12 protein-coding genes are annotated in these 19703 nt (G+C 45.6%); 5 read left to right on the top strand and 7 right to left on the bottom strand.

Translation table 11 applies throughout. The features are described from left to right. Nucleotides 1–14: 14 nt before the first annotated feature. From ntrB to QUA58_RS06895, 3 genes are all read right to left on the bottom strand, one after another. A complete protein-coding gene (gene ntrB / locus QUA58_RS06910; RefSeq protein ID WP_333393430.1) occupies nucleotides 15–884 on the bottom strand; it encodes a nitrate ABC transporter permease in 870 nt (289 codons plus the stop codon). 180 nt (nucleotides 885–1064) lie between these two features. Continuing rightward, entirely contained in the window at nucleotides 1065–2387 is a 1323-nt protein-coding gene (locus QUA58_RS06905) for a CmpA/NrtA family ABC transporter substrate-binding protein (RefSeq protein ID WP_333393429.1), read from the bottom strand. Between the two features lie 155 nt (nucleotides 2388–2542). Continuing rightward, nucleotides 2543–4426, bottom strand: coding sequence for a ferredoxin--nitrite reductase (locus tag QUA58_RS06895; protein WP_445301866.1), 1884 nt, complete (start codon nucleotides 4424–4426; stop codon nucleotides 2543–2545). Nucleotides 4427–5038: 612 nt separating this feature from the next. Between QUA58_RS06895 and QUA58_RS06890 the strand changes: the two genes are divergently transcribed. Continuing rightward, nucleotides 5039–5254 (top strand): hypothetical protein, encoded by a 216-nt coding sequence (locus QUA58_RS06890; protein ID WP_333250456.1) that lies wholly within the window; start codon nucleotides 5039–5041, stop codon nucleotides 5252–5254. 399 nt (nucleotides 5255–5653) lie between these two features. Further along, nucleotides 5654–6556, top strand: coding sequence for a PEP-CTERM sorting domain-containing protein (locus QUA58_RS06885; RefSeq protein WP_333250458.1), 903 nt, complete (start codon nucleotides 5654–5656; stop codon nucleotides 6554–6556). A 65-nt stretch (nucleotides 6557–6621) separates the two neighbouring features. On the opposite strand, the gene QUA58_RS06880 is transcribed toward QUA58_RS06885, so the two are convergent. The 4 genes from QUA58_RS06880 to QUA58_RS06865 all read right to left on the bottom strand — a co-directional run bounded on the left by QUA58_RS06880 (nucleotide 6622) and on the right by QUA58_RS06865 (nucleotide 17087). Continuing rightward, nucleotides 6622–11181, bottom strand: a complete 4560-nt coding sequence (locus tag QUA58_RS06880; RefSeq protein WP_333393428.1) for a DUF4347 domain-containing protein — start codon at nucleotides 11179–11181, stop codon at nucleotides 6622–6624. Nucleotides 11182–11710: 529 nt separating this feature from the next. Beyond that, entirely contained in the window at nucleotides 11711–14365 is a 2655-nt protein-coding gene (locus QUA58_RS06875) for a C39 family peptidase (protein WP_333393427.1), read from the bottom strand. Nucleotides 14366–14799: 434 nt separating this feature from the next. Then, entirely contained in the window at nucleotides 14800–15240 is a 441-nt protein-coding gene (locus tag QUA58_RS06870) for a peroxiredoxin (RefSeq protein WP_333250463.1), read from the bottom strand. 356 nt (nucleotides 15241–15596) lie between these two features. Beyond that, nucleotides 15597–17087, bottom strand: a complete 1491-nt coding sequence (locus QUA58_RS06865; RefSeq protein ID WP_333393425.1) for a catalase — start codon at nucleotides 17085–17087, stop codon at nucleotides 15597–15599. A gap of 155 nt (nucleotides 17088–17242) precedes the next feature. Here QUA58_RS06865 and QUA58_RS06860 point away from each other — a divergent pair, with 155 nt between their 5' ends. The 3 genes from QUA58_RS06860 (at nucleotide 17243) to QUA58_RS06850 (ending at nucleotide 19639) form a co-directional block, all read left to right on the top strand. Next, nucleotides 17243–18442 carry an AAA family ATPase gene (locus tag QUA58_RS06860; protein WP_333393424.1) on the top strand — a complete coding sequence of 400 codons (1200 nt, stop codon included), beginning with the start codon at nucleotides 17243–17245 and terminating at the stop codon, nucleotides 18440–18442. A gap of 3 nt (nucleotides 18443–18445) precedes the next feature. Next, complete coding sequence (locus QUA58_RS06855; protein ID WP_333393423.1) at nucleotides 18446–19156, top strand: DUF4276 family protein; 711 nt, start codon at nucleotides 18446–18448, stop codon at nucleotides 19154–19156. 72 nt (nucleotides 19157–19228) lie between these two features. Next, a complete protein-coding gene (locus QUA58_RS06850; RefSeq protein ID WP_333393422.1) occupies nucleotides 19229–19639 on the top strand; it encodes an Npun_F0494 family protein in 411 nt (136 codons plus the stop codon). Nucleotides 19640–19703 lie beyond the last annotated feature (64 nt).

Below are 19703 nucleotides of genomic sequence, written 5' to 3'. Positions count from 1 at the left end.
CTGTTAACCCAATTTTATTTCTGTTCTTCTGGAACAACTTTGGACGCGATGAAACCAACGATTCTGTCTAAAATTAAACCGACAATTCCTACATAAAGCACTGCTAGAATCACTGCGCTGAGTCTAGAACTGTTGTAAGCGTCCCAGATGAAGAACCCGATGCCGACGCCGCCGACTAACATTTCCGCAGCTACGATCGCCAGCCAAGACAAACCGATGCCAATTCTCAAGCCAGTGAAGATGTAAGGAACAGAAGAGGGAAGCAGGATTTTCCAGAAGTATTTTTGGTTAGGGAGGCGCAAGACGCGGGCGACGTTTCTGTAGTCTTGAGGTATTTGTTGAACGCCTACTGTGGTGTTAATTAGAATCGGCCAAATTGCTGTAATTAAGATTACGAAAAGTGCTGATACCTCGTTAGCTTTTACCCCCATGCCTTCAAAGGGATTGAACTGTTGAAATACTGCCAGGGCGATCGGCAGCCAAGCCAGGGGCGGGATAGTTCTGAATACTTGAAACAGCGGGTCTAAAGCATCGAACATTAGGGAGTTTGTGCCGATCAGGATTCCCAAACTGATGCCGAGAACTGCTGCCAAAGTAAAGCCGATCGCCACCCGCTGCAAGCTCGCCAAAAGTTGCCAGAACAAGCCTTTGTCTGTACCGCCGTTGTCGAAGAAAGGATTAATAATCAGATTCCAGCTTTCTTGGACAGTTTTGATTGGTCCTGGCAAGCTCGACTCTGGACTGTTGCAGAGGATTTGCCAGATTATCAGCAGAACTGCGATCGCAACTAGCGGGCGGATAATTTTTCGGCGGTTTTTTTGAACCTGATCCAGAACGAAATTTACTGGATTTTTGCTTTTAGAAACAGCGAGGTTTGTTGCCATTTTTCTTTTTGCAGTATTGTGAATAATCGATTATTTGTAGATACTTTGAAGGGAGCACCGTGTCTGGGGTGGGTTGAGTTAGGAAACCCTCCGTTTCACTCTACCCAACTCCACTCACTTTTAAAACTGGTCAACTGTCAACTGTCAACTGTCAACTGTCAACTGTCAACTGTTCACTAATTATGCTTTTTTGATTGCCAGACTCTTCAGATATTCTTCTGGTTTTTCTGGGTCAAACTTCACACCGTCAAAGAAGGTTTCTACACCGCGAGAAGTGGTAGTAGGAATTTGGGCTGCGGGCACGCCAAGTGCTGTCGCTGCTGCTTTCCAAATATCTTCGCGGTTAACTTTATCAACCGTGGCTTTGATGTCGGTAGTTGCCGGGATATAACCCCAGCGAATATTTTCAGCGACAAACCAAGCATCGTGACTCTTGTAGGGATAAGAAGCATTATCCGCCCAAAATTTCATTGCCACAGGGCTGGCAGCTTCAATGCGGCCGGTACCGTAGTCAATTTGAGCTTTAGAGCGACCGATAATATCTGCTACTGGAACTTTTAACCACCTATCTTGAGAGATGATTTGGCACATTTCATCGCGATTTTCTAGCTTTCCGCACCACTGCTGGGCTTCCAGTACGGCCATTGTAATTGCTTTTGCAGCTTTGGGGTTTTTGTCAACCCAATCTGCTCTTAAACCTAAAGCTTTTTCAGGATGATCTTTCCAAAGTTCTCCAGTTATTAAGGCGGTGTATCCTACCTGTTGAGAAACTAGCTGAGCATTCCAAGGTTCGCCTACGCAAAATGCTTCCATGCTGCCAGATTTCATGTTCGCTACCATTTGGGGCGGCGGTATGGGAATCACGGAAACATCTGTATCTGGATTAATACCGCCGGCTGCTAGCCAGTAGCGTAGCCACAAGTCGTGGGTGCCGCCAGGAAAAGTCATAGCAACAGGAAGGTTTTGGTTGCCAAAAGCTGCTTTCAGGGGTGCGCTGTCTGTACCTACTTTTAAATCGAGGTATTTTTTGCTGAGCGAAATTGCCTGACCGTTAGTATTTAACCGGGCGAGAATGTACATCGGCACTGGCTGATTGCCTTTGGTAATAGTGCCTAATGTCATTTGGTAAGGCATCGGGGATAAGATGTGGGCCCCGTCAATGCCGCCTTTGTCGGAACCGAGTTCTAAGTTGTCGCGCGTCACCGGCCAAGATGCTTGTTTGGTAACTTGTACGTCTTTCATGCCGTACTTGGCAAATAACCCTTTTTCTAGGGCGATGATTAAGGGTGCTGCGTCGGTGAGGGCGATGAATCCGAGTTTGGCTGCGGTAACTTCTGGGGCGTCGGCGGGGTTGATGTTGACTGCTGGGGTGGCGCTGGGCGAAGCGCCGCCGGGTGTGGCGTTAGATGTGGTGGGACCGGAACTGCAACCGTGGGCTAGGAGGGTGCCGGCTGCTGTTGCTCCAGCGGTGATGATGAATTTTCTTCTAGAAAGGTTGCTCATTTGTCTTGAATTGTTGTTGTACTTTGAGATGGTGGAAATGTGAGATTTGATATCAATTCCGGTTGCACCGGAATGATTGTTGACTGTTGACTGTTGACTGTTGACCGTGAAATGGCACCATCTGGTTTTTCCCGATCGCATTTCCCAATGTCAGATTAGGCGTCGATCGACACTTTGCCGATCGCCCGCGCACTGCAAGTTAAAATGAACCCTGGTTCTAAGTCGGCGGCCGCGTCTGGTTTGCTGTCGTAGACTGTTTGGCCTTCTAGGAGTTTCTGCTGGCAAGTGCCACAGCTTCCCGACCGGCAATTGCTGTCGAGCTCGACTCCCGCCCGTTCAGCAACGTCAAGGATAAATTCATCTTCGCTGCAAGCAACTTCTTTGCCCGATCGAGCGAAAATGACAGTAGATGTCTGAGGTTTGGCTGCCGAGACTGCTGTTTCGCCCTCCTCAACCGTCAATTGCAGTTGCCGATTCAGCAAAGCTACATCCCCTGTAATCTCTTTGGGAACGGCCCCGAAGTTATCGACTAACAGTTGGCGCAGCACTGGTTTGAGGTCTTCGCAAGGGATGCCTTTTTGGACGCAAGCACCCAAATGAGCGTCTTTGCCAACTGTGCCTCCCATGTAAATGTCTACACCTTCGAGGGTTTTGCCGTTCTTGCGAACTTTTGTTCCCATCAAACCAATGTCTGCTACCTGGGGTTGAGCGCAGGAATTGGGGCAACCAGTCCAGTGAATTCTGACAGGTTTGGGAACTGAAAGTTCGGCTTCGAGTTCCTCAATCATTGCCACGGATCGGCTTTTGGTTTCGATGAGGGCGAAGTTGCAAAACTTGGCGCCGGTGCAGGAAACCAAGGCTCGCATCAGCGGTGCGGGATCGATGGAAAAACGCTGCAACAGCGGTTCTTTGACCAGTGATTCAATCCGCGATTCGGGAACGTTGGGAATAATCACGTTTTCTTCGACGGTGAGCCTGAGCTCGCCGCTGCCGTAAACCTCGGCGATTCTGGCCAAATCGAACAAATCAGATGCCTGCAGCCGTCCGACTGGAACGTGCAACCCTACATAGTTGAGCCCTGATTGTTTTTGGGGGTAGATGCCGATGTGGTCGCGTTTGTCCCAGGTGATTTCATCTTTGGGCGCGGCGGCGGGCAAAGTGCGCCCTAATTCTTGTTCGACTTCGACTCGGAATTGTTCGATTCCGAGTTCGTCAATCAGCCACATCAGCCGCGATTTTTGGCGGTTTGCTCTTGGGCCTTGATCGCGAAACACAGTTAAAATTGCTTTGCACAAATCTACAACGTCGCTGGGACTTGCCCAGGCCTTGAGAGGAATTGCAGCTTCGCAGCGTTTGGCGGAGAAGAAGCCGCCGACTAAAACGTTAAAGCCGATGGTGCCGTCTTTGTAAGCGGGTACGAAGGCGATGTCGTTGATTTCTGCGTGGACTGAGTTGTCGCGGCAGCCTGCGATCGCAATATTAAACTTTCTCGGCAAATTTGAAAACGCGGGGTTGCCTTCGCCGCTGTTCGTAATCATGTCTTGGACTTGGTTCGCCAGTTCCCGCGTATCTATCAGTTCGTCGGCGTCCAGACCCGCGACTGGGGAACCCGTAATATTACGTACATTGTCCATGCCAGACTGGATGCTGGTCATGCCCGCTTCTTTGAGGCGACGGAAGATGTCGGGTACGTCTTCGATGCGAATTCCGCGCAATTGCAGGTTTTGTCTGGTGGTGATGTCGGCGCTGCCGTCGTCGCCGTAGCGTTGGACGATTTCTGCTAGCGTTCTGGTTTGATTGCTAGTAATGATGCCGTTGGGCAAGCGCAGCCGCATCATGAATTTGCCTGGAGTTACTGGCCGAAAGAAGATGCCGAGCCATTTGAGGCGGTGCTCGCGATCGATTTCGTCCATTGCTTCCCAGCCGATTGCGGCGAAGTGGTCGAGTTCGGCTTTTAATGCTAAGCCATCTTTTTCTGCTTTGAGTTTTTCAAACTTGTTCAGGCTGGCTTGGGCTTTGGGTTCTACTGTTTGGGTCATCGGTTTACCCTCGCTGCTGGCTGGTGTGGGGAGGTATTGACTTGGAGCATAAAGTGTGTGTTTCCTGCTAACCTTAGTGACTGTATGGATTTAAAACTGTATATTTAGTTACTAGATGGAATTTCTTTTAAGCATGGTTGGTCTTCTGTAAACTTGAGCTTTACTGGGCGCTGGCTCGAACGTCGCCAAACTATTTATGGTTATAGTTGCTACCGATGATTCGGTCGATCGCTGCGTTTCGATGCACCTTAGTTATGAGCTAATGTAAAGCTCACGATTGTAAATATTCGTAGCTATTTTTACAAAATATTGAGTTTTATGAATATTTCGCATAATGCCTATGCGTTTTATACATGGGAAATGGGTAAAGACACCCACAAAACCGAAAAATCTCTCTAAATCTTTAGATTTAGGAGGGGAGAGGGGGAAATTGGAATATCTAAGATTAATGTTGTGAGTGCGATCGCAGACTTAAAACCAGATCGTCACAACATTAGAGCGGTCGCTGTCACACAGTTTGCCTCAAAACATCACCTTGTGTGCTATACCAGTGTCACTATTAATTTTCGGAGAACGAGAGATGATCTAAGTATCGAATTCAGGGAACGTCTCATGCTTTTAGTTCAACTTATCCCCGGCGCTATTTCCGAAATGCTTGCCTCTGTTACGGAGACGGGCTGTTTGACTTTAGCCGATCGCTACGGCTTGATGGCCGCTGTTTTGGACGACTCTCTCGACGAGGAATACAGACATTCGATCAACCGCCTGCTGCGTTCTGTGATCAAGGGAAGAGTCAAGATAGTCAACGAACTGTCGGCGATATGTTAACAGCATTTAAAAATTTGATTGATTTATGCAGCGCTGCAAGTGCAGAAACCACCGCCTGAGTTAGAAGGAACCCACGATGCCTGCAGCGGATGTAGGGCAGGAATTTGCTTGACTGTTTTCAAAACCTGATCTATCCTCGCCGTCTGGACTTTTTGTGATTTTCCAAATATTTAATTTTGCGAGATTGTTTCACTTCCCTTTACCGCGAATTAATCTTAATTTACTATTTATTTACCGATTAGTTGTTTTTTTACAGATCTAGTTGAAATTACGTAATTGCCAGAAAAAATCTTTACCAAAACTTTAACAAATTCTGCCGGAATCTATGATTTACTAAAAATTAAAAATAGTCGATCGACAGACTTGATTTTTTAACACTCATTCATCAGGGAACTTTCTATGAATTCCACTACTAAAAAGAGCATTCACTGGACTTGCTCAGCGGCTGTTTTCTGTGCCATTATGGCACTACACCCACCACAGGCTACAGCAGCAACCCTATCTAACGGCTGGAATTATGCGATCGATTCCTTCAACGACGGCGTGACAGGGCCCCAAGTCGGCGGCGGAGAATTTGAATTTTACGGCATCGCCATCAAAGAAACATCAGATACAGCTTTCATCGCCATCAACTCCAATCTAAGTTTAGCAGGATATGCCGACCCACTAGCTCAAAGAGGCAACATCAACTACGGCGATTTATTCTTCAATTTTTCCGGTCAAAACTTCAATACAGCTAATGCAAACGGCAGCTTGTTTGGTATCCGCTTTGCAGCCGGAAATGACTCCGGCGTGGCTACAACAGGTGTTTACAAAGATGTTACAGCTAAAAACGTCACCCAAACTAACTCTGGCTTTAGCAATTTAAATCAATTCAATACGGTAGTTGCATCTGAAGGCGGAACCCCATCAATGGGCGATTTAGCGGCCACAGACCCCTACTTTGAACAAACAGGTGACGGGACGGTTCTCAACTCAATTGCTACTGGTACAAAAGTAGGAGAAATCAATTTTTTAACGCCAGCCACTTTGAGCGCCCTCGGTCTTAATTTCGCTCAGTTTAATGCAGTAGGTTCTCAAACAATCGGATTCAGTTTCAATAAATCCTCAATGCCTTCGGGGAACTATATTGCTAACTTTTTGGCCGAGTGCGCTAATGATGCGATCGCCATTAAAGGCTCTTTTGAACAAGGTTCTGCTGAACCAGTACCAGAACCTGCTACTATCTTCGGTACTTTAGCCGGATTTGGGATTCTAGGTATTGGTGCAGCGAAACGCAAAATTAAGCACAAAATTAGCTGAAATGGATTTTAGGTCGATCCCCGTAGGGACACGGCATTGCCGTGTCCTGCACTTCATAAACTCCTCTAAGCTAGATTGAAATTAGCAGCATTAATCAGGCTGCCAGACACCCCATTCAGAGAGGCTAAAATTTCACCGGTTGCTGACAAACGGATGAAAGTTGAACTGTTTTCTTGAGTAATTGACAGTTGGGAGAAAGTGAGATTGTTTGCGAGTATTAGCAAATCTTTGCCCTCCTCAAAATCCAAGATAGTATCGATGCCAGAATTAGCAGATAGCAAGAATTTATCATTGCCATCACCTCCAGTCAAAATATCACTTCCCAAACCGCCAGTCAGCAAATCATCACCGTTACCACCCAGCAGAATATCGTTGCCATCGCCACCATTCAAAATGTCAGCACCCTGGCCGCCAAACAAGGCATCATCACCGCTACCTCCCAGCATAATATCATTACCTTTGCCGCCGAAAAGAGAGTCATTGCCGATCGCACCGTCGAGGTAATCATTGCCCCTCATGCCCATCAAAACATCATTTCCGCTGCCACCAGTCAGGATATCGTCGCCGTTTGTACCGAGAATGCGATCGGGGGAATTGCTGCCCAAATCCGCATCGCCGGTGACAACAGGAGTCGCAATCCCACCAGGTAATGTCACAGCTTGAATTTGGGTGTCTAAAGCAGCACCAGTATTCTCAGTAACTACCAGGGAAATTGTCTTAGTTCCCGCAGTTACTTCCTTTAAGTCTTGAGTAGTTGCGCCCAAAGCTACTTTTTGGACGCGGGCGACTGCTTCAGGAATGGATGTGACTGTTGTGCTGGAGACAGCGGCATCAATGCGTTGATTGGCTGTTGCCATTACAGTCGCAGCTTGCGAGGTAATTTGGGTGAATTTTTGACTGTTGAAACTGGGATCAATTTGCTTGATTTTAGCAGCAGCTTGCTGAATAATTGGCTCTAAGTCGGCTGCATTGCTGAGGTTTAAAACAGTGCCGGATTGAACTCGACTCGTAATTGAACTGACAACAGCCTTGACAATATCGCTAGTTAATGCACTAGAAGCACCGTCAATCAAAGCGCTAGTTTGAGTGATGAAATTTTGGACTTTCACCATTGCGGATAAAGTTGCGATACCGCCCGGTTGGTTGTTGTTGGTAGCTGCGATCGGATCTAAGCTAGTCAGGTCAATATTAGTGGGGATGGAAAGGGCCGTTTTGACTAAAAATTGTGCTTCTGCTGGTCCAATTCCTTTGTCGGTCAAGTCGGAAACTAAGCTGGTTAGGAGGGTGACAACTGTGGAATCTGATGGTGCGGTGACTGGTGTTTCTAGGGGTAAACCTGTGGCGGTGTCGGTGCCACCAACAGCAACTAAATTGCCTTTACCTGAGTCAATTTCCCCGTTTTGATTGTTGTTGAAAGTCTCGAAGGGGAGATTGAGATTAAATTCACCGTTAGAGTCAGTAGTAGTGGATGGTTCGCCGGCATCGAGGACACCGTTTTTGTTGACATCTAAGAAAACAGTAGCCTCGGCAATGTAACCGTCGATAACCCGGCCGTTTCGGGATTTCGTTACTTTGATTATCTGGCTGGAACTCGCACCATAAGGGTCTATTGCTGTTAATTTCGCGTTGAAGGATTGCCAGTTGCTTGGGGGAGTTCCGGTGAACTTAATGCTGTTTGTGGCAGAGTCAAACGAGAATCCCAGCCAACTGCTGTTCGGATTGCTCTGTAATAAGCTGCCATCAGGCAGGGTTAGTGTGTAGGTGAGTAGGTCGCCATCCGGGTCTATGTAGACGTTAGGAATGTCCAGATCGAAAGGAGTGTAACGAGAGCGCAGGCGAATATTCTCGTCTGGAGGACGATTGGTCGGTGTTGGTGGTGTGACTGGTGTTGGTGGTGTTGGTGGTGTTAGTGGCGTTGGTGTTGGCGTTGGTGTGACTGGTGTTGGTGGTGTTGGTGGCGTTGGTGTTGGCGTTGGTGTGACTGGTGTTGGTGGTGTTGGTGGTGTTGGTGGCGTTGGTGTTGGCGTTGGCGTGACTGGTGTTGGTGGTGTTGGTGGTGTTGGTGGTTCTGGTGTTGGCGTTGGTGTTGGCGTTGGTGGTTCTGGTGTTGGCGTTGGTGTTGGCGTTGGTGGTTCTGGTGTTGGCGTTGGAATTGGCGTTGGAATTGGCGTTGGCGTGACTGGTGTTGGTGTCGGTGTCGGCGTCGGTGCAGTGTAGTTAATAATAGTTGTGGTAGCGGTATCAGCGGTAATTATCGGTGTTACCGCTGCGATACCTGTGGGATCTGACAGGGTGACGGTAATAGTTTCATCGGGTTCAACCGTGGTGTCGCCTAACACATCTAGAGTGATGGTTTTTGATGTTTCACCTGTCACAAAATTAATCGTGCCAGTAGCAGTTTTTGCCCCAGAAGTGCCGCCGATATTGTTATAATCGCTGCCGTTGGTAGCTGTTCCTGCGATCGCATATTTGACGCTACTTGCCCCGTTAGTGACGTTGCCACGAGTCACAGTGAAAATTAGAGGTTTTTTGCCGCTATTACCTTCGTCAATGGTGACACCATTCGTGTCAATGGCATAAGCAACAGAAACTCGATCTGAAATAGTTAGAGTTGTTTTATTTGTAGATCCGGCAATGCCACCAGTAATTGTACCAAGGTTGAAAATTACTGTTTCGGGGTTTTCAGAGATATTGTCAGACTTGATAGTAACTGCAATATTTTTGGTGAGTGCGTCATCTGTTGCACCTGCGGGGAAGGTAATCGAAGTAGGGGAAAAGGTGTAGTCTGAATTTTCGGTGGCTGTGCTAGTGGGATCGAGGAGAATTGGCACAACTACATCGTTTAAGGGAGTGCCACCGGTGATGTTGACGGGAATATTAACTACTGTGTCTGTTGTTCCTTCCACACCGCTGTAAGTGGCCGCACCAAAATTAACTGTATTCGATGTATTCAGCAGAATCGAGACAGTTTGACCGGAAGCCGTAGCTATATCCAACTTACCGTCAGCATTAAAATCTCTCGCAACCGCAAAAGCAATATAACCATCAGTGTTCGGGGCCTTCGGGAGCGTAAAGTTGCTGAGAGTACCAAATTTACCCGTACCATCTCCTGACAAGACTGAAAGTTCCTGCTGCACGTAGTTAGACGTGGCTAAATCGAGTTTGCCATCGCCACTAAAATCCCCTGCAACCACAGATTCGGGACCTCCAAATAGATAAGGTGTGACACTAAAGTTGTTAGCAGTATCAAAATTACCCGTACCATCTCCCAAAAAGACAGAGACAGATCGATCTAAGCTGTTATTGGCGGCGATATCGAGTTTGCCGTCGCCATTAAAGTCGCCTGTAACGACAGTGCGAAACTCACTCCCTGCGGCAAGGTTAACGGGGGAGTTAAGGTTAACGGGGGAGTTAAAGTTGCCTTTACCATCTCCTAAGAAAACGGAGATGTTATTAGTCTTTTCATAGTTCGACGTGACTAAATCGAGTTTGCCGTCGCCGTTAAAGTCGGCTGTGGCAACACTATACTTGCGTGCTTGTGTGTTAATCTTAACGGGATTGCCAAAGCTACCAGTACCGTCTCCCAAAAGTATTGAAATGAAGTTATCGCGGTCAGGAGTTGTGGCTAAATCTAACTTGCCATCTCCATTAAAGTCACCGGTTGCGATCGAAGCATGATCTATATTTTCACCGAAGTTGGTAGGATCGCCAAAACTGCCAGTACCTGTCCCCAGCCGGATGGAAACGAAATTGCCGTTACCTTGTGTATCCTTACGATTCGCTACAGCTAAATCGAGTTTGCCGTCGCCATTAAAGTCGCCCACTGCAACGCCAGTGGGATTCTCCTTACCTGCTGGCTTAAGTAAGCTGATAGGAGTAGCAAAGCTGCCCGTAGTGCCCGTCCCCAACAATATGGAAATATCTCTTGGGAAGAAGCGATCCTGCTTACCTGTCACTACTAAGTCGAGGAAACCGTCACCATTAAGGTCGCCCGTATCAATGTCTCCAGCATTTGGTACACTATAGTTTCTGGCTTCACTGAAGGTGGCAAGGACGTGGCTGTATGTTGCTAGAACTTCAGGCCGAAATGCTAAAGAGGCTGCTATTTTCCCGGTTGTGACTTCTAGTTCCCAGTCGCCGCCTTTTGCTGCACTTCCGGTGAGGTTTTTGGAGGCGGCAACGTTGGTATTTGTGAGTTGGGCGATGCGCTGGATGAAGGTGAAGGATGTCAATGCGACATTGCAACCGTAAATCAGAATGTCCGCACCCAGATTTAAAGCGCTTCCCCACTGCTGAAATTGCTTGGAATAAGTTTCCAGATTGTCAGAACACAATCTGGTTTGGCCCAGTTGCAAGCTGCCCGGAGCACCGTGAGAAACGATGTGAATGCTATCTATATTGCTGCGATCGCCCAAAACTTCGGTAATTTGCTCGATCGCATCCCTGTTCCCATCCAAAATTACTACTTCCGTACCCGGTTTTACTCCGGCAATCAAACTTTGATAATCTTCAACTTGAGAATCGATAAAGGCGATCGCACTTCTTGAAACTTGACAATTAAAATTTGGCATCACACCACCTAATTCCTGGTTTAAAAAAGACTTAAAATTTGTTGTATCAACCATAAGGCTTGATTGCATAAAACTCTGTAAAGATTTGATAAAGATGTATTGATAAATAGTCCCTCGATCGACCTTGGGAGTGCCAAGAGTGCCTCCCCACCGCCCACGAGGGCAACCGCAGGGGGATTGCCCCTACAAAAAATGGGGGGATATGCAAATCGGGTCGATCGGACTTTCTACCGTATTGCTATTAAATCAGGTGACTATTTGAGAACTTGAGTGAGTTCTCATCGACTTCTCATCGACTTTTGATTAGATCGGGTAAAATTTGTACCAACCCTAACATTTTTTTCAGAAATTTATGTAAATTTTTACCCATAAAAATAGCTCAAATTATTAAGTAATATTGATTGCGGGCGATCGAGACTGCGATACAAACGATATATCTAATAGAGGTAGGGACACGGCATTGCCGTGTCCCTACGGGGATATTGATACTACCTATAAACCTGCAATCTGCTGTAAATTGACACAAATGCACTGCCAACCCTAGCCGGATCGACAGTCGCAATCTCGATCGCACCTAAAAAGCTTATGGATAGATAAAATGTGCCCAAACATTCCCATCTGGCCCAGCAACTTGATTGACGTAACTGTACGGATACATCAACTTTCTCCCCTCAGTATCGCTGTAACCGGTGAGTGCATCTCCCCAAGGATCTTGCACGATATAACCCTGAGAATTGTAGCCAATTACAGTAAGAATGTGACCGGCAGCAGTAAAATCTCCTGCTAAAACTACTGGCCGCCGATTCAGCAATTCCGATCGCACCTGGGCCCATGTGCGAGTCGTACTAAAACTCGTCTTAAACCCGTAGGCCTGAATCAGCGCCGAAAGCACGTTGTGATCGGTTTGAGAACCCTGGCCGGCATAATCGAAACACCACTGCAACAACTCATCCTCCAATTGTCCGCCCCACTCAGAACGAAGGCCATAATAATAAAGCACCATGGCGATCGCAGTTACGTTGCAAGTAGACCAGTCAAAACGCGGATTGTCCCGCTGCGAAAAATACGGCACGTTCAATTCCACATTGTTCGGAACCGGATCGAAAATTTTATCTCCCCGCTTGAACTGCACAAAACTAGGAAAAACATAACCTGTATTGCCCAAATTCGGCAGTTCTTCAGTCAAAGCAACTTTCAGGTGATTACCTTCCACACCGTAGCTTTGCACGCCGTAAACTCGACCTAAAGGCAGCGTAGTTCTCTCCGTAGAGGGCAGGCTAGCAGAATCTATCGGCCGTTTTTTAAAGACAGTTGCTTGCAGGATTGTCATTGTCAAAGCACCGGGGTCAAAGGGAACTTCTTTGCCGTCTTTTTTAATTTTAACGTCCTGCCAATAAATAAATCCGATCTTGCCAAAACCGGGAATAGGTTCGGCGAGAGTTACTCGGAAATGCCCCAAAACGCAGGCATAGCCAGTGATGGCATAGGTAGTGCCTAAAAGTAGGTCAGCAATTTGATCGGCAGGCAATTTCGATGAATCTTCTGGTTGAGCTTTAATCTGAGTTGTTTGAGTTACCAAGAGTTGAGCACTGACGTTGCTATTCGGTACGTCGGCAAGGTCAAACTTCAGGATTTTCGTACCTTTGGCCAACTGAACATCGGGTTCGTAAAAATAGCCAAAAGTGCCGACCGGCCAAATAGCTAAATCCAGAACCACTTTGAGATGCCCGTCAATAAATCCGTACTTGCTAACAGTCAAAGTCTGGCCTGCTTGGACAAGAATTTTTTGCTGATTGTTGAGTCGGGAAGAATCAACCGCAGCTACCTTAAACAAAGTGTCAGAAAGTATCTTTAAGGTCAAACCTTGTCCCACAGTCAGCGGATCGGAACTGACGGTAATGTAAATTATTTGGCTGCCAGTAACGTTGCCTTTGCTGTCAGTTGCCCGCAACCTTAGCCACCGAGCTCCAGCTACGCTAAATCCTTTAGACAAATTAACTTGCCAAGTGCTGGCTTCTTGGTTTAGCGTGACGCTTAAGGGAAATTTATCCTCAGCTATCACGTCAATTTTTGCTGCTTGTTGCCGGTCAAAAGTACCCCGAAGGACGATCGGCTGATTTACTAAAACTTCTGACGGCCCTTGATAAGTTAAATTCACAGCGGGATTAAAAGATTTGCCACCGCGGCTGAATTGCACAAAATCGGGATAAATGAAACCCGTATTGCCAAATTGCGGCAAATTCTCGGTCAGGGAGACTTTAATGTGGCTTTGTTCGATCAAGAATCCAGCAATTCCGTAAATCCTTCCCGCCGGTAAAGTAAATTTTTCTTCCGGTTGCAGGTTAGTCGCATTTACCGGCCGCTTTTTAAACACAGTCGTTTTGATAACAGTCATGGTAACTGCATTTCTATCAAACTCTATTCCCCGGCCGTCTCGCAAAATTTGGACGTGCTGCGAGTACACAAATCCCGAAGTTCCTAACTTAGGAACTGCCCGAGCAAAAGCGACTCGGAAATGGTTTTCCACGCAGGCGTAGCCGAGAATATTGAAAGTTTCTCCCGGGTTAAATTGTAATTTCTGACTTGATCCTAAAGTAGCAGAATCTGTGGGGTTGAGCTTTAACCAGGTCTTTTTTATTACCCATAGTAACTGCATTCCCGGCGGCGGGGCGGGCAACTCGGCGCGATCGAATATGAGGATTTTTGCGCCTTTGGTTATAAATACGTGTTTTTCGTAGAAAAAGCCAGAGGTTCCCACCGGAGAAATGGGATTATTTAGTTGAACATTCAGATGTCCATCTTCTAACTCATAGTCGCTAATTTGATAAGTTTTACCTGCTGGTACTTCTGCTTTTTGCAGGTTGTTGAGATTGCTCGCGGGCAGTGTTCCCGCTTTGAATGCGGTATCTCTGAGAGTAATTAATGTGAAAAATTGAGCGGGTGACACAGAAGCAGGATTAACTTTGATGTTAATTGTTTGTTGGCCGATAACTTTGCCAGTCTTATCAGTTGCCTTCACCTGCACTGTGCGAGTTCCTGCGGTATCGAATCCTTTTTCTAAACTGATGTTCCAAATGCCTCTAGAGAGATTTATCCCGACATTCAGGGGATTTGAGCCTTCTGCTGCTGAAATCGCTGCCACTAGATTTTTGTCAAAAGTGCCAACTAAGACAGCGGCTCTATTGACCTCAATTTCTCGCGGGCCTAAGTAACTCAAAATAATGTTGTTGGTTGTCATTATATATCCCTCTACCTACTTAATTATTCAGCTAAAGCAAGGATAACTTCTGATCTTATCAAACACAATGACTCGAACCAGGACAAAATCACCCCTAGATTCTGCCTACGGGCGGTTAATGCCTTTTCCAGCATAAGTTTTTAATTATTGGGGGGAGTTGCGTCACAAATCTAACTTTAGGCGTACAATGAGCACCTTAACCGAATATATGCCTGGTTGAGAGGATTTGTGGTGCAAGTTTTGAGGGAAGGAATTTAGTTCGAGTAAGTTGCTTCCCCCTGTACCCTTGACCCCTCACTTGCTGAGTCAGGACTTACGAAAAAAACCCGGTTCCTAGGAGAATATTGCCTATAGCAACGAGGCATCTAGGAAGAAACCGGGTTTTTAGCCGTTTGGTGCGTGCAGGAGTGTTAGTGCGATCGGCTAAACTTCGACTAAACTATGGTGACAAGAATATCTTGAGCGTGAGTGTCAACTTTCATGGTGTCGCCCTCATAAACTTGAATGATTTTGCCGGTGCCGTCGATGACGAAAGTAACGCGCTTGGCATAATCGCCTTTCTCGACATCGTAAGCTTTGGTAATCGTGCCATCAACATCTGCTAATAGCTGGAAAGGCAAACCGTATTTTTCTGTGAACTTTTGGTGCGATTCCTCGTTGTCTCGGCTGACACCGAGAACTACTATATCTTTGCCCTTGTATTCTTCATGGGCTGCTTTGAAGCTTTGGGCTTGTCTTGTGCAGCCGGGGGTGTCATCTTTCGGGTAGAAATACAAGATTACGGTTTTACCCGCAAATTCGGAGAGGGAGACTGTGTTGCCGTTGGTGTCTTTGGCGGTAAATTGAGGAGCGGCACAGCCAATTGGTAATGTCATAGTTGGGTTTCTCTTGTTTGGTTTTTATTGCAGTTCTTCAAGTTATTTTACTTGGTTGTGTGCCTTTCCAAGAGACAATTGCTAAAAATCGCGATCGCCCCCAACTCCATGACGTTAAGCTTTACTGCATTTAATTTGCACCTAAGACGCGGACTAAGAGTGCCTGTTACACGCATATAGCAATCCTAAATGATTCAGATAAATTTGTAGGGGTAGTGCCAAGAGTGCCTACCCCCTATCTATCGGGCAACCACGGGGGGATTGCCCCTACAATAATTATGCAAATGATTTAGGATTGCTATAGTTTCAATAGACATCTACTAAAAAGCCGATGTCTAATTGAATGTTCGCGGATTCTACACACCAACCGATTGAGTAGCAGCGGGCATCATAGACGGATCGATCGCAATTCCTAAACCTTCTGCAACTTGGCGGCCATAATTCGGATCGGCGCGGAAAAAATGGCACAGTTGGCGCATCTGAATTTCCGGTTTTACTCCACTCAAACTTTCCACAATGTTAGCGACAAGCCGCTGCTGTGCGTCGGGTTTCATTAACCGATAGAGGTCTCCTGCTTGGGTATAATCGTCATTTCCCTTACGCTGATCGTAGCGATCAACTTTGACATTTCCTAAATCCCAAGCTGGATCGGCATAGGCACAGTTTTCCTTCGGCGCATCCTCGTGGCTGTTGGGTTCGTAGTTGGGCGCGCTGCCACCGTTGTTACCCAGTGCCATTGCGCCATCTCGTTGGTAGTTCATTACCGGACACTTTGGTTGATTGACTGGCAATTGCTGATAGTTTGCACCCAGACGGTAGCGTTGAGCATCTGCATAGGACATGATGCGAAATTGCAGCACTTTGTCTGGAGAAAAGCTAATACCTGGAACGACATTAGAAGGAGAAAATGCTGCCTGTTCTACCTCAGCAAAAAAGTTTTGTGGATTGCGATTGAGTTCGAGAATTCCTACATCAATTAACGGAAACTCTGAGTGTTTCCAAACTTTCGTCAAGTCAAAGGGGCTTTCGCGATACTCTGCGGCTTGGGCCTCGGTCATTACTTGAATGCAAAAGCGCCATTTGGGATAATTACCTTGGTCGATCGATTCAAACAAGTCGCGAGTCGCATGATCGGCGTCTTCACCTTTAATCCGCATCGCTTCTTCGGCGGTGAAATTCTCAATACCTTGCATGGTTTTGAAGTGGAATTTGCACCAAACCCGTTCTCCTTGAGCATTGATGAGGCTGAAGGTATGGCTGCCAAAACCGTCCATGTGGCGGTGGTTTTTCGGCGTACCGCGATCGGAAAACAGAATTGTCACCTGATGCAGAGATTCTGGACTCAGCGACCAGAAATCCCACTTGGCGTCAGCATCTTTGAGATGCGTTTGAGGATTGCGCTTTTGCGTGTGGATCAAATCAGGGAATTTGAAGGCATCGCGGATGAAGAAAATAGGCGTGTTGTTCCCTACTAAATCCCAGTTGCCTTCTTCGGTGTAGAACTTCATCGAAAAACCTCTGGGGTCACGTTCGGCATCCGCTGAACCTTGTTCGCCGCCTACGGTAGAGAAACGGAGGAGAACCTGAGTTTGTTTGCCAACTTCTGAGAATAGCTGAGCTTTGGTGTAGCGAGTAATGTCATGGGTGACGGTGAACGTGCCAAATGCAGCGGCTCCTTTTGCATGGACAACGCGCTCAGGAATGCGTTCCCGGTTGAAGTGAGCGAGTTTCTCCATCAGGTGAAAATCCTGCATGAGGATAGGCCCGCGTTCACCTGCTGTCAAGGAATTCTGGTTATCTGCAACCGGAATTCCGCTAGCGGTTGTCAATGTTTTGTCTTCTGTCATAGTGGGTAATATTGATTGCTGCATCCTCAGTATTCTATACCTTTCTGGGGCCCAGGTGTTTCTGCGGTGGTAATTCTCAGATCGGCGATTGTGTGTTATATTATAAGTGTTTGATCCTATTGTTATAAAAATTTTGTAATAAAGGTAACAAATTTATGAAGCTAGATATTTTTGAATATGTGTATAATAAAGGTTTGCCTGGTGAATGGCGAGTCGAAGAATGTCGATTAAGCCAAACAAATTTAATTGTAGGTAAAAATGCTAGTGGTAAATCAAAAATTGTGAGGGCAATACATACTCTCTCAGAGTTACTATCAGGAAGTGGCTCTCTAGCTCACCAACCTAAAAGCTATGAATGGCATTTGCAGTTTGATACTGCTCCGCATGAACAAAAAACAGAATATATATTGAAAATAGAGAAAGGTCTTGTAATTGAAGAAAAATTAATTATAGGGAGTGAAAGTGTTGAGCCACTTTTAGATAGGTCTAAATCAGGTGAAGGTAAGATATTTTATAAAGAACTTAATCAAAAAATACGGTTTCAAACTGACCAAACAGAACTGGCAGTTGTTAAGCGTAGAGACTCTATTCAGCATCCATTTTTAGAGAATTTATATCAATGGTCTAACTCCCTAAGATTTTATGAGTTTGGAACAGAACTAGGTAAGAATATTATATTGCTTCCTCCCTTTCCCCCAGACCGAAAATTATCAAAAAATGAGATAAAGGTCAAAGATTATAGGTCGGTTGTCGCTATATTTGCGCTGGGAAAACAGGAATTTGGCAATCCGTTTAGAGACGCAATTATCTCTGACATGACGGAAATTGGTTATCAGTTATCAGAAGTTGGAATAAAAGTGCCATCTTCCATCTCTTCAGATATTTCCGCTGCTGATAGTTCAGAGGAATTTTTACACTCTTTATACATTCAGGAAGCTGATTTAACTTCCGTAACAGAACAAGCCGAAATTTCACAAGGAATGTTTCGAGCTTTATCATTGTTTATTCAAATTAACTACTCTTTACTAGCGAGTAAACCTAGTTGTATTGTGATTGATGATATTGGAGAAGGGTTAGATTATCAACGCTCTTCGTCTATAATTAAACTTCTAATAGACAAAGCTAAAACAGGATTAATTCAACTTATTATGACTACCAATGATCAGTTTATTATGAATGGTGTTCCGCTAGAATATTGGTCATTGATTGAACGAACTCCTGGGAGTGCAAAATTACATAATATTTATAATTCACGCGAGAAGATTGAGGAGTTTGAGTTTATTGGACTTAATAACTTTGATTTGTTCACCAGTGAGTTTCTGTTACAAAAAGAAGGTGATGAAGAGGCGGCATAAATTATGACACCAAAGAAAATTGCTTGTTTTGTAGAAGGGCAAACAGAACTAATTTTTGTGGAAAAGTTATTTCAAGAAATTGCTGGCTCTAAAAAGATATCTATTGAAACTTGTAAATTTCAAGGTGGCAAAGCTAATCGTATAATTCAACCACATAAATCATGTACCATAAAAGATGCTCCTTTTTTTGTTCTTTTATATGATTGCGGTTGTGATTCTCATGTAGTTTCTGATATCGGAAAACAGCATGAAAGTCTAACTAATAAAGGCTATGAAAAAATTATAGGCTTGAGAGATTTATACCCAAAATCTTTAAGTGAAAAGGGACAAGTAGAAAGAGGAATAAAAGGATGGTTGAAGCTTGTGCAGCCAAGGGGAATTCCAATTTATATAACTTTAGCTGTTATGGAAATAGAAGCATGGTTTTTAGCAGAATGGCATTATTTTGATAAATTAGATAGCCGTTTAACCCCAGATTTTATTTTGCAAGAATTACGCTTAGATTTAAAAAATATTGATGTTGAACAAAGACCACATCCCAGTCAAGATTTAAAGGATATTTATCGCTTAGTAAGTAGAAAATATGATAAAAATGAAAAAGCATCGCAAGAGATTATAAATAATCTTGATTATGATTTTTTGTATTTGGAGTTGGTTAACAGTGTTAAGCAACTCCAAAGGTTTATTGATGAGATAGAGAGTTTCTTGGTTTAGTAAATCAACCGCCAAACTTACCATATAATCTGTAACAATTAAAAATATACAACCTGTTCAGATGTTCTCGCAATGACTTTTATCCCATCCGAAGCGTTTAAATCTATTAGTTATCCCGATCGCACTGTCAAAAGAGCCGATCGCGCCGTCCGGTGCAGCCCTTTTCAATTAGACTTCTTCCAGACCATCCGCGATAACAGTGTTTTCCTAAGCGCGATCGCCTCAAATTCCGGTGTCGAAAGCGGCTACACCCGATCGCCCGTATCCGAACTCGCAGCCGAAAACTCCCTGCTGTGGCTGATTCAAGTCGGCGTACTGCGGCGCGAAGTAGACGGACAAGGCATCACCGATAGTTTTCGCCTCACGCCCCTAGGCCGCCAACTCGTAGAAAAATGGGAACGGGAAGGAGATAAAGTGCCGGATGCTTCATTGTGCGATCGCCTGGGAAATGCTGTTGGCCGCGGGTTCGGACTGTTTGTATAAACTTTTCTCGCCCTCTGCGGCCTGACACAGAGTCCAACAGTCCGACCACGATCGCACCATAGCA

This window comes from Microcoleus sp. N9_A1, from assembly GCF_036701795.1.
Lineage (GTDB): Bacteria > Cyanobacteriota > Cyanobacteriia > Cyanobacteriales > Microcoleaceae > Microcoleus.
The sequence above is the reverse complement of the archived record's forward strand: the minus strand, read 5'-3'. Positions and strand labels throughout refer to the sequence as shown.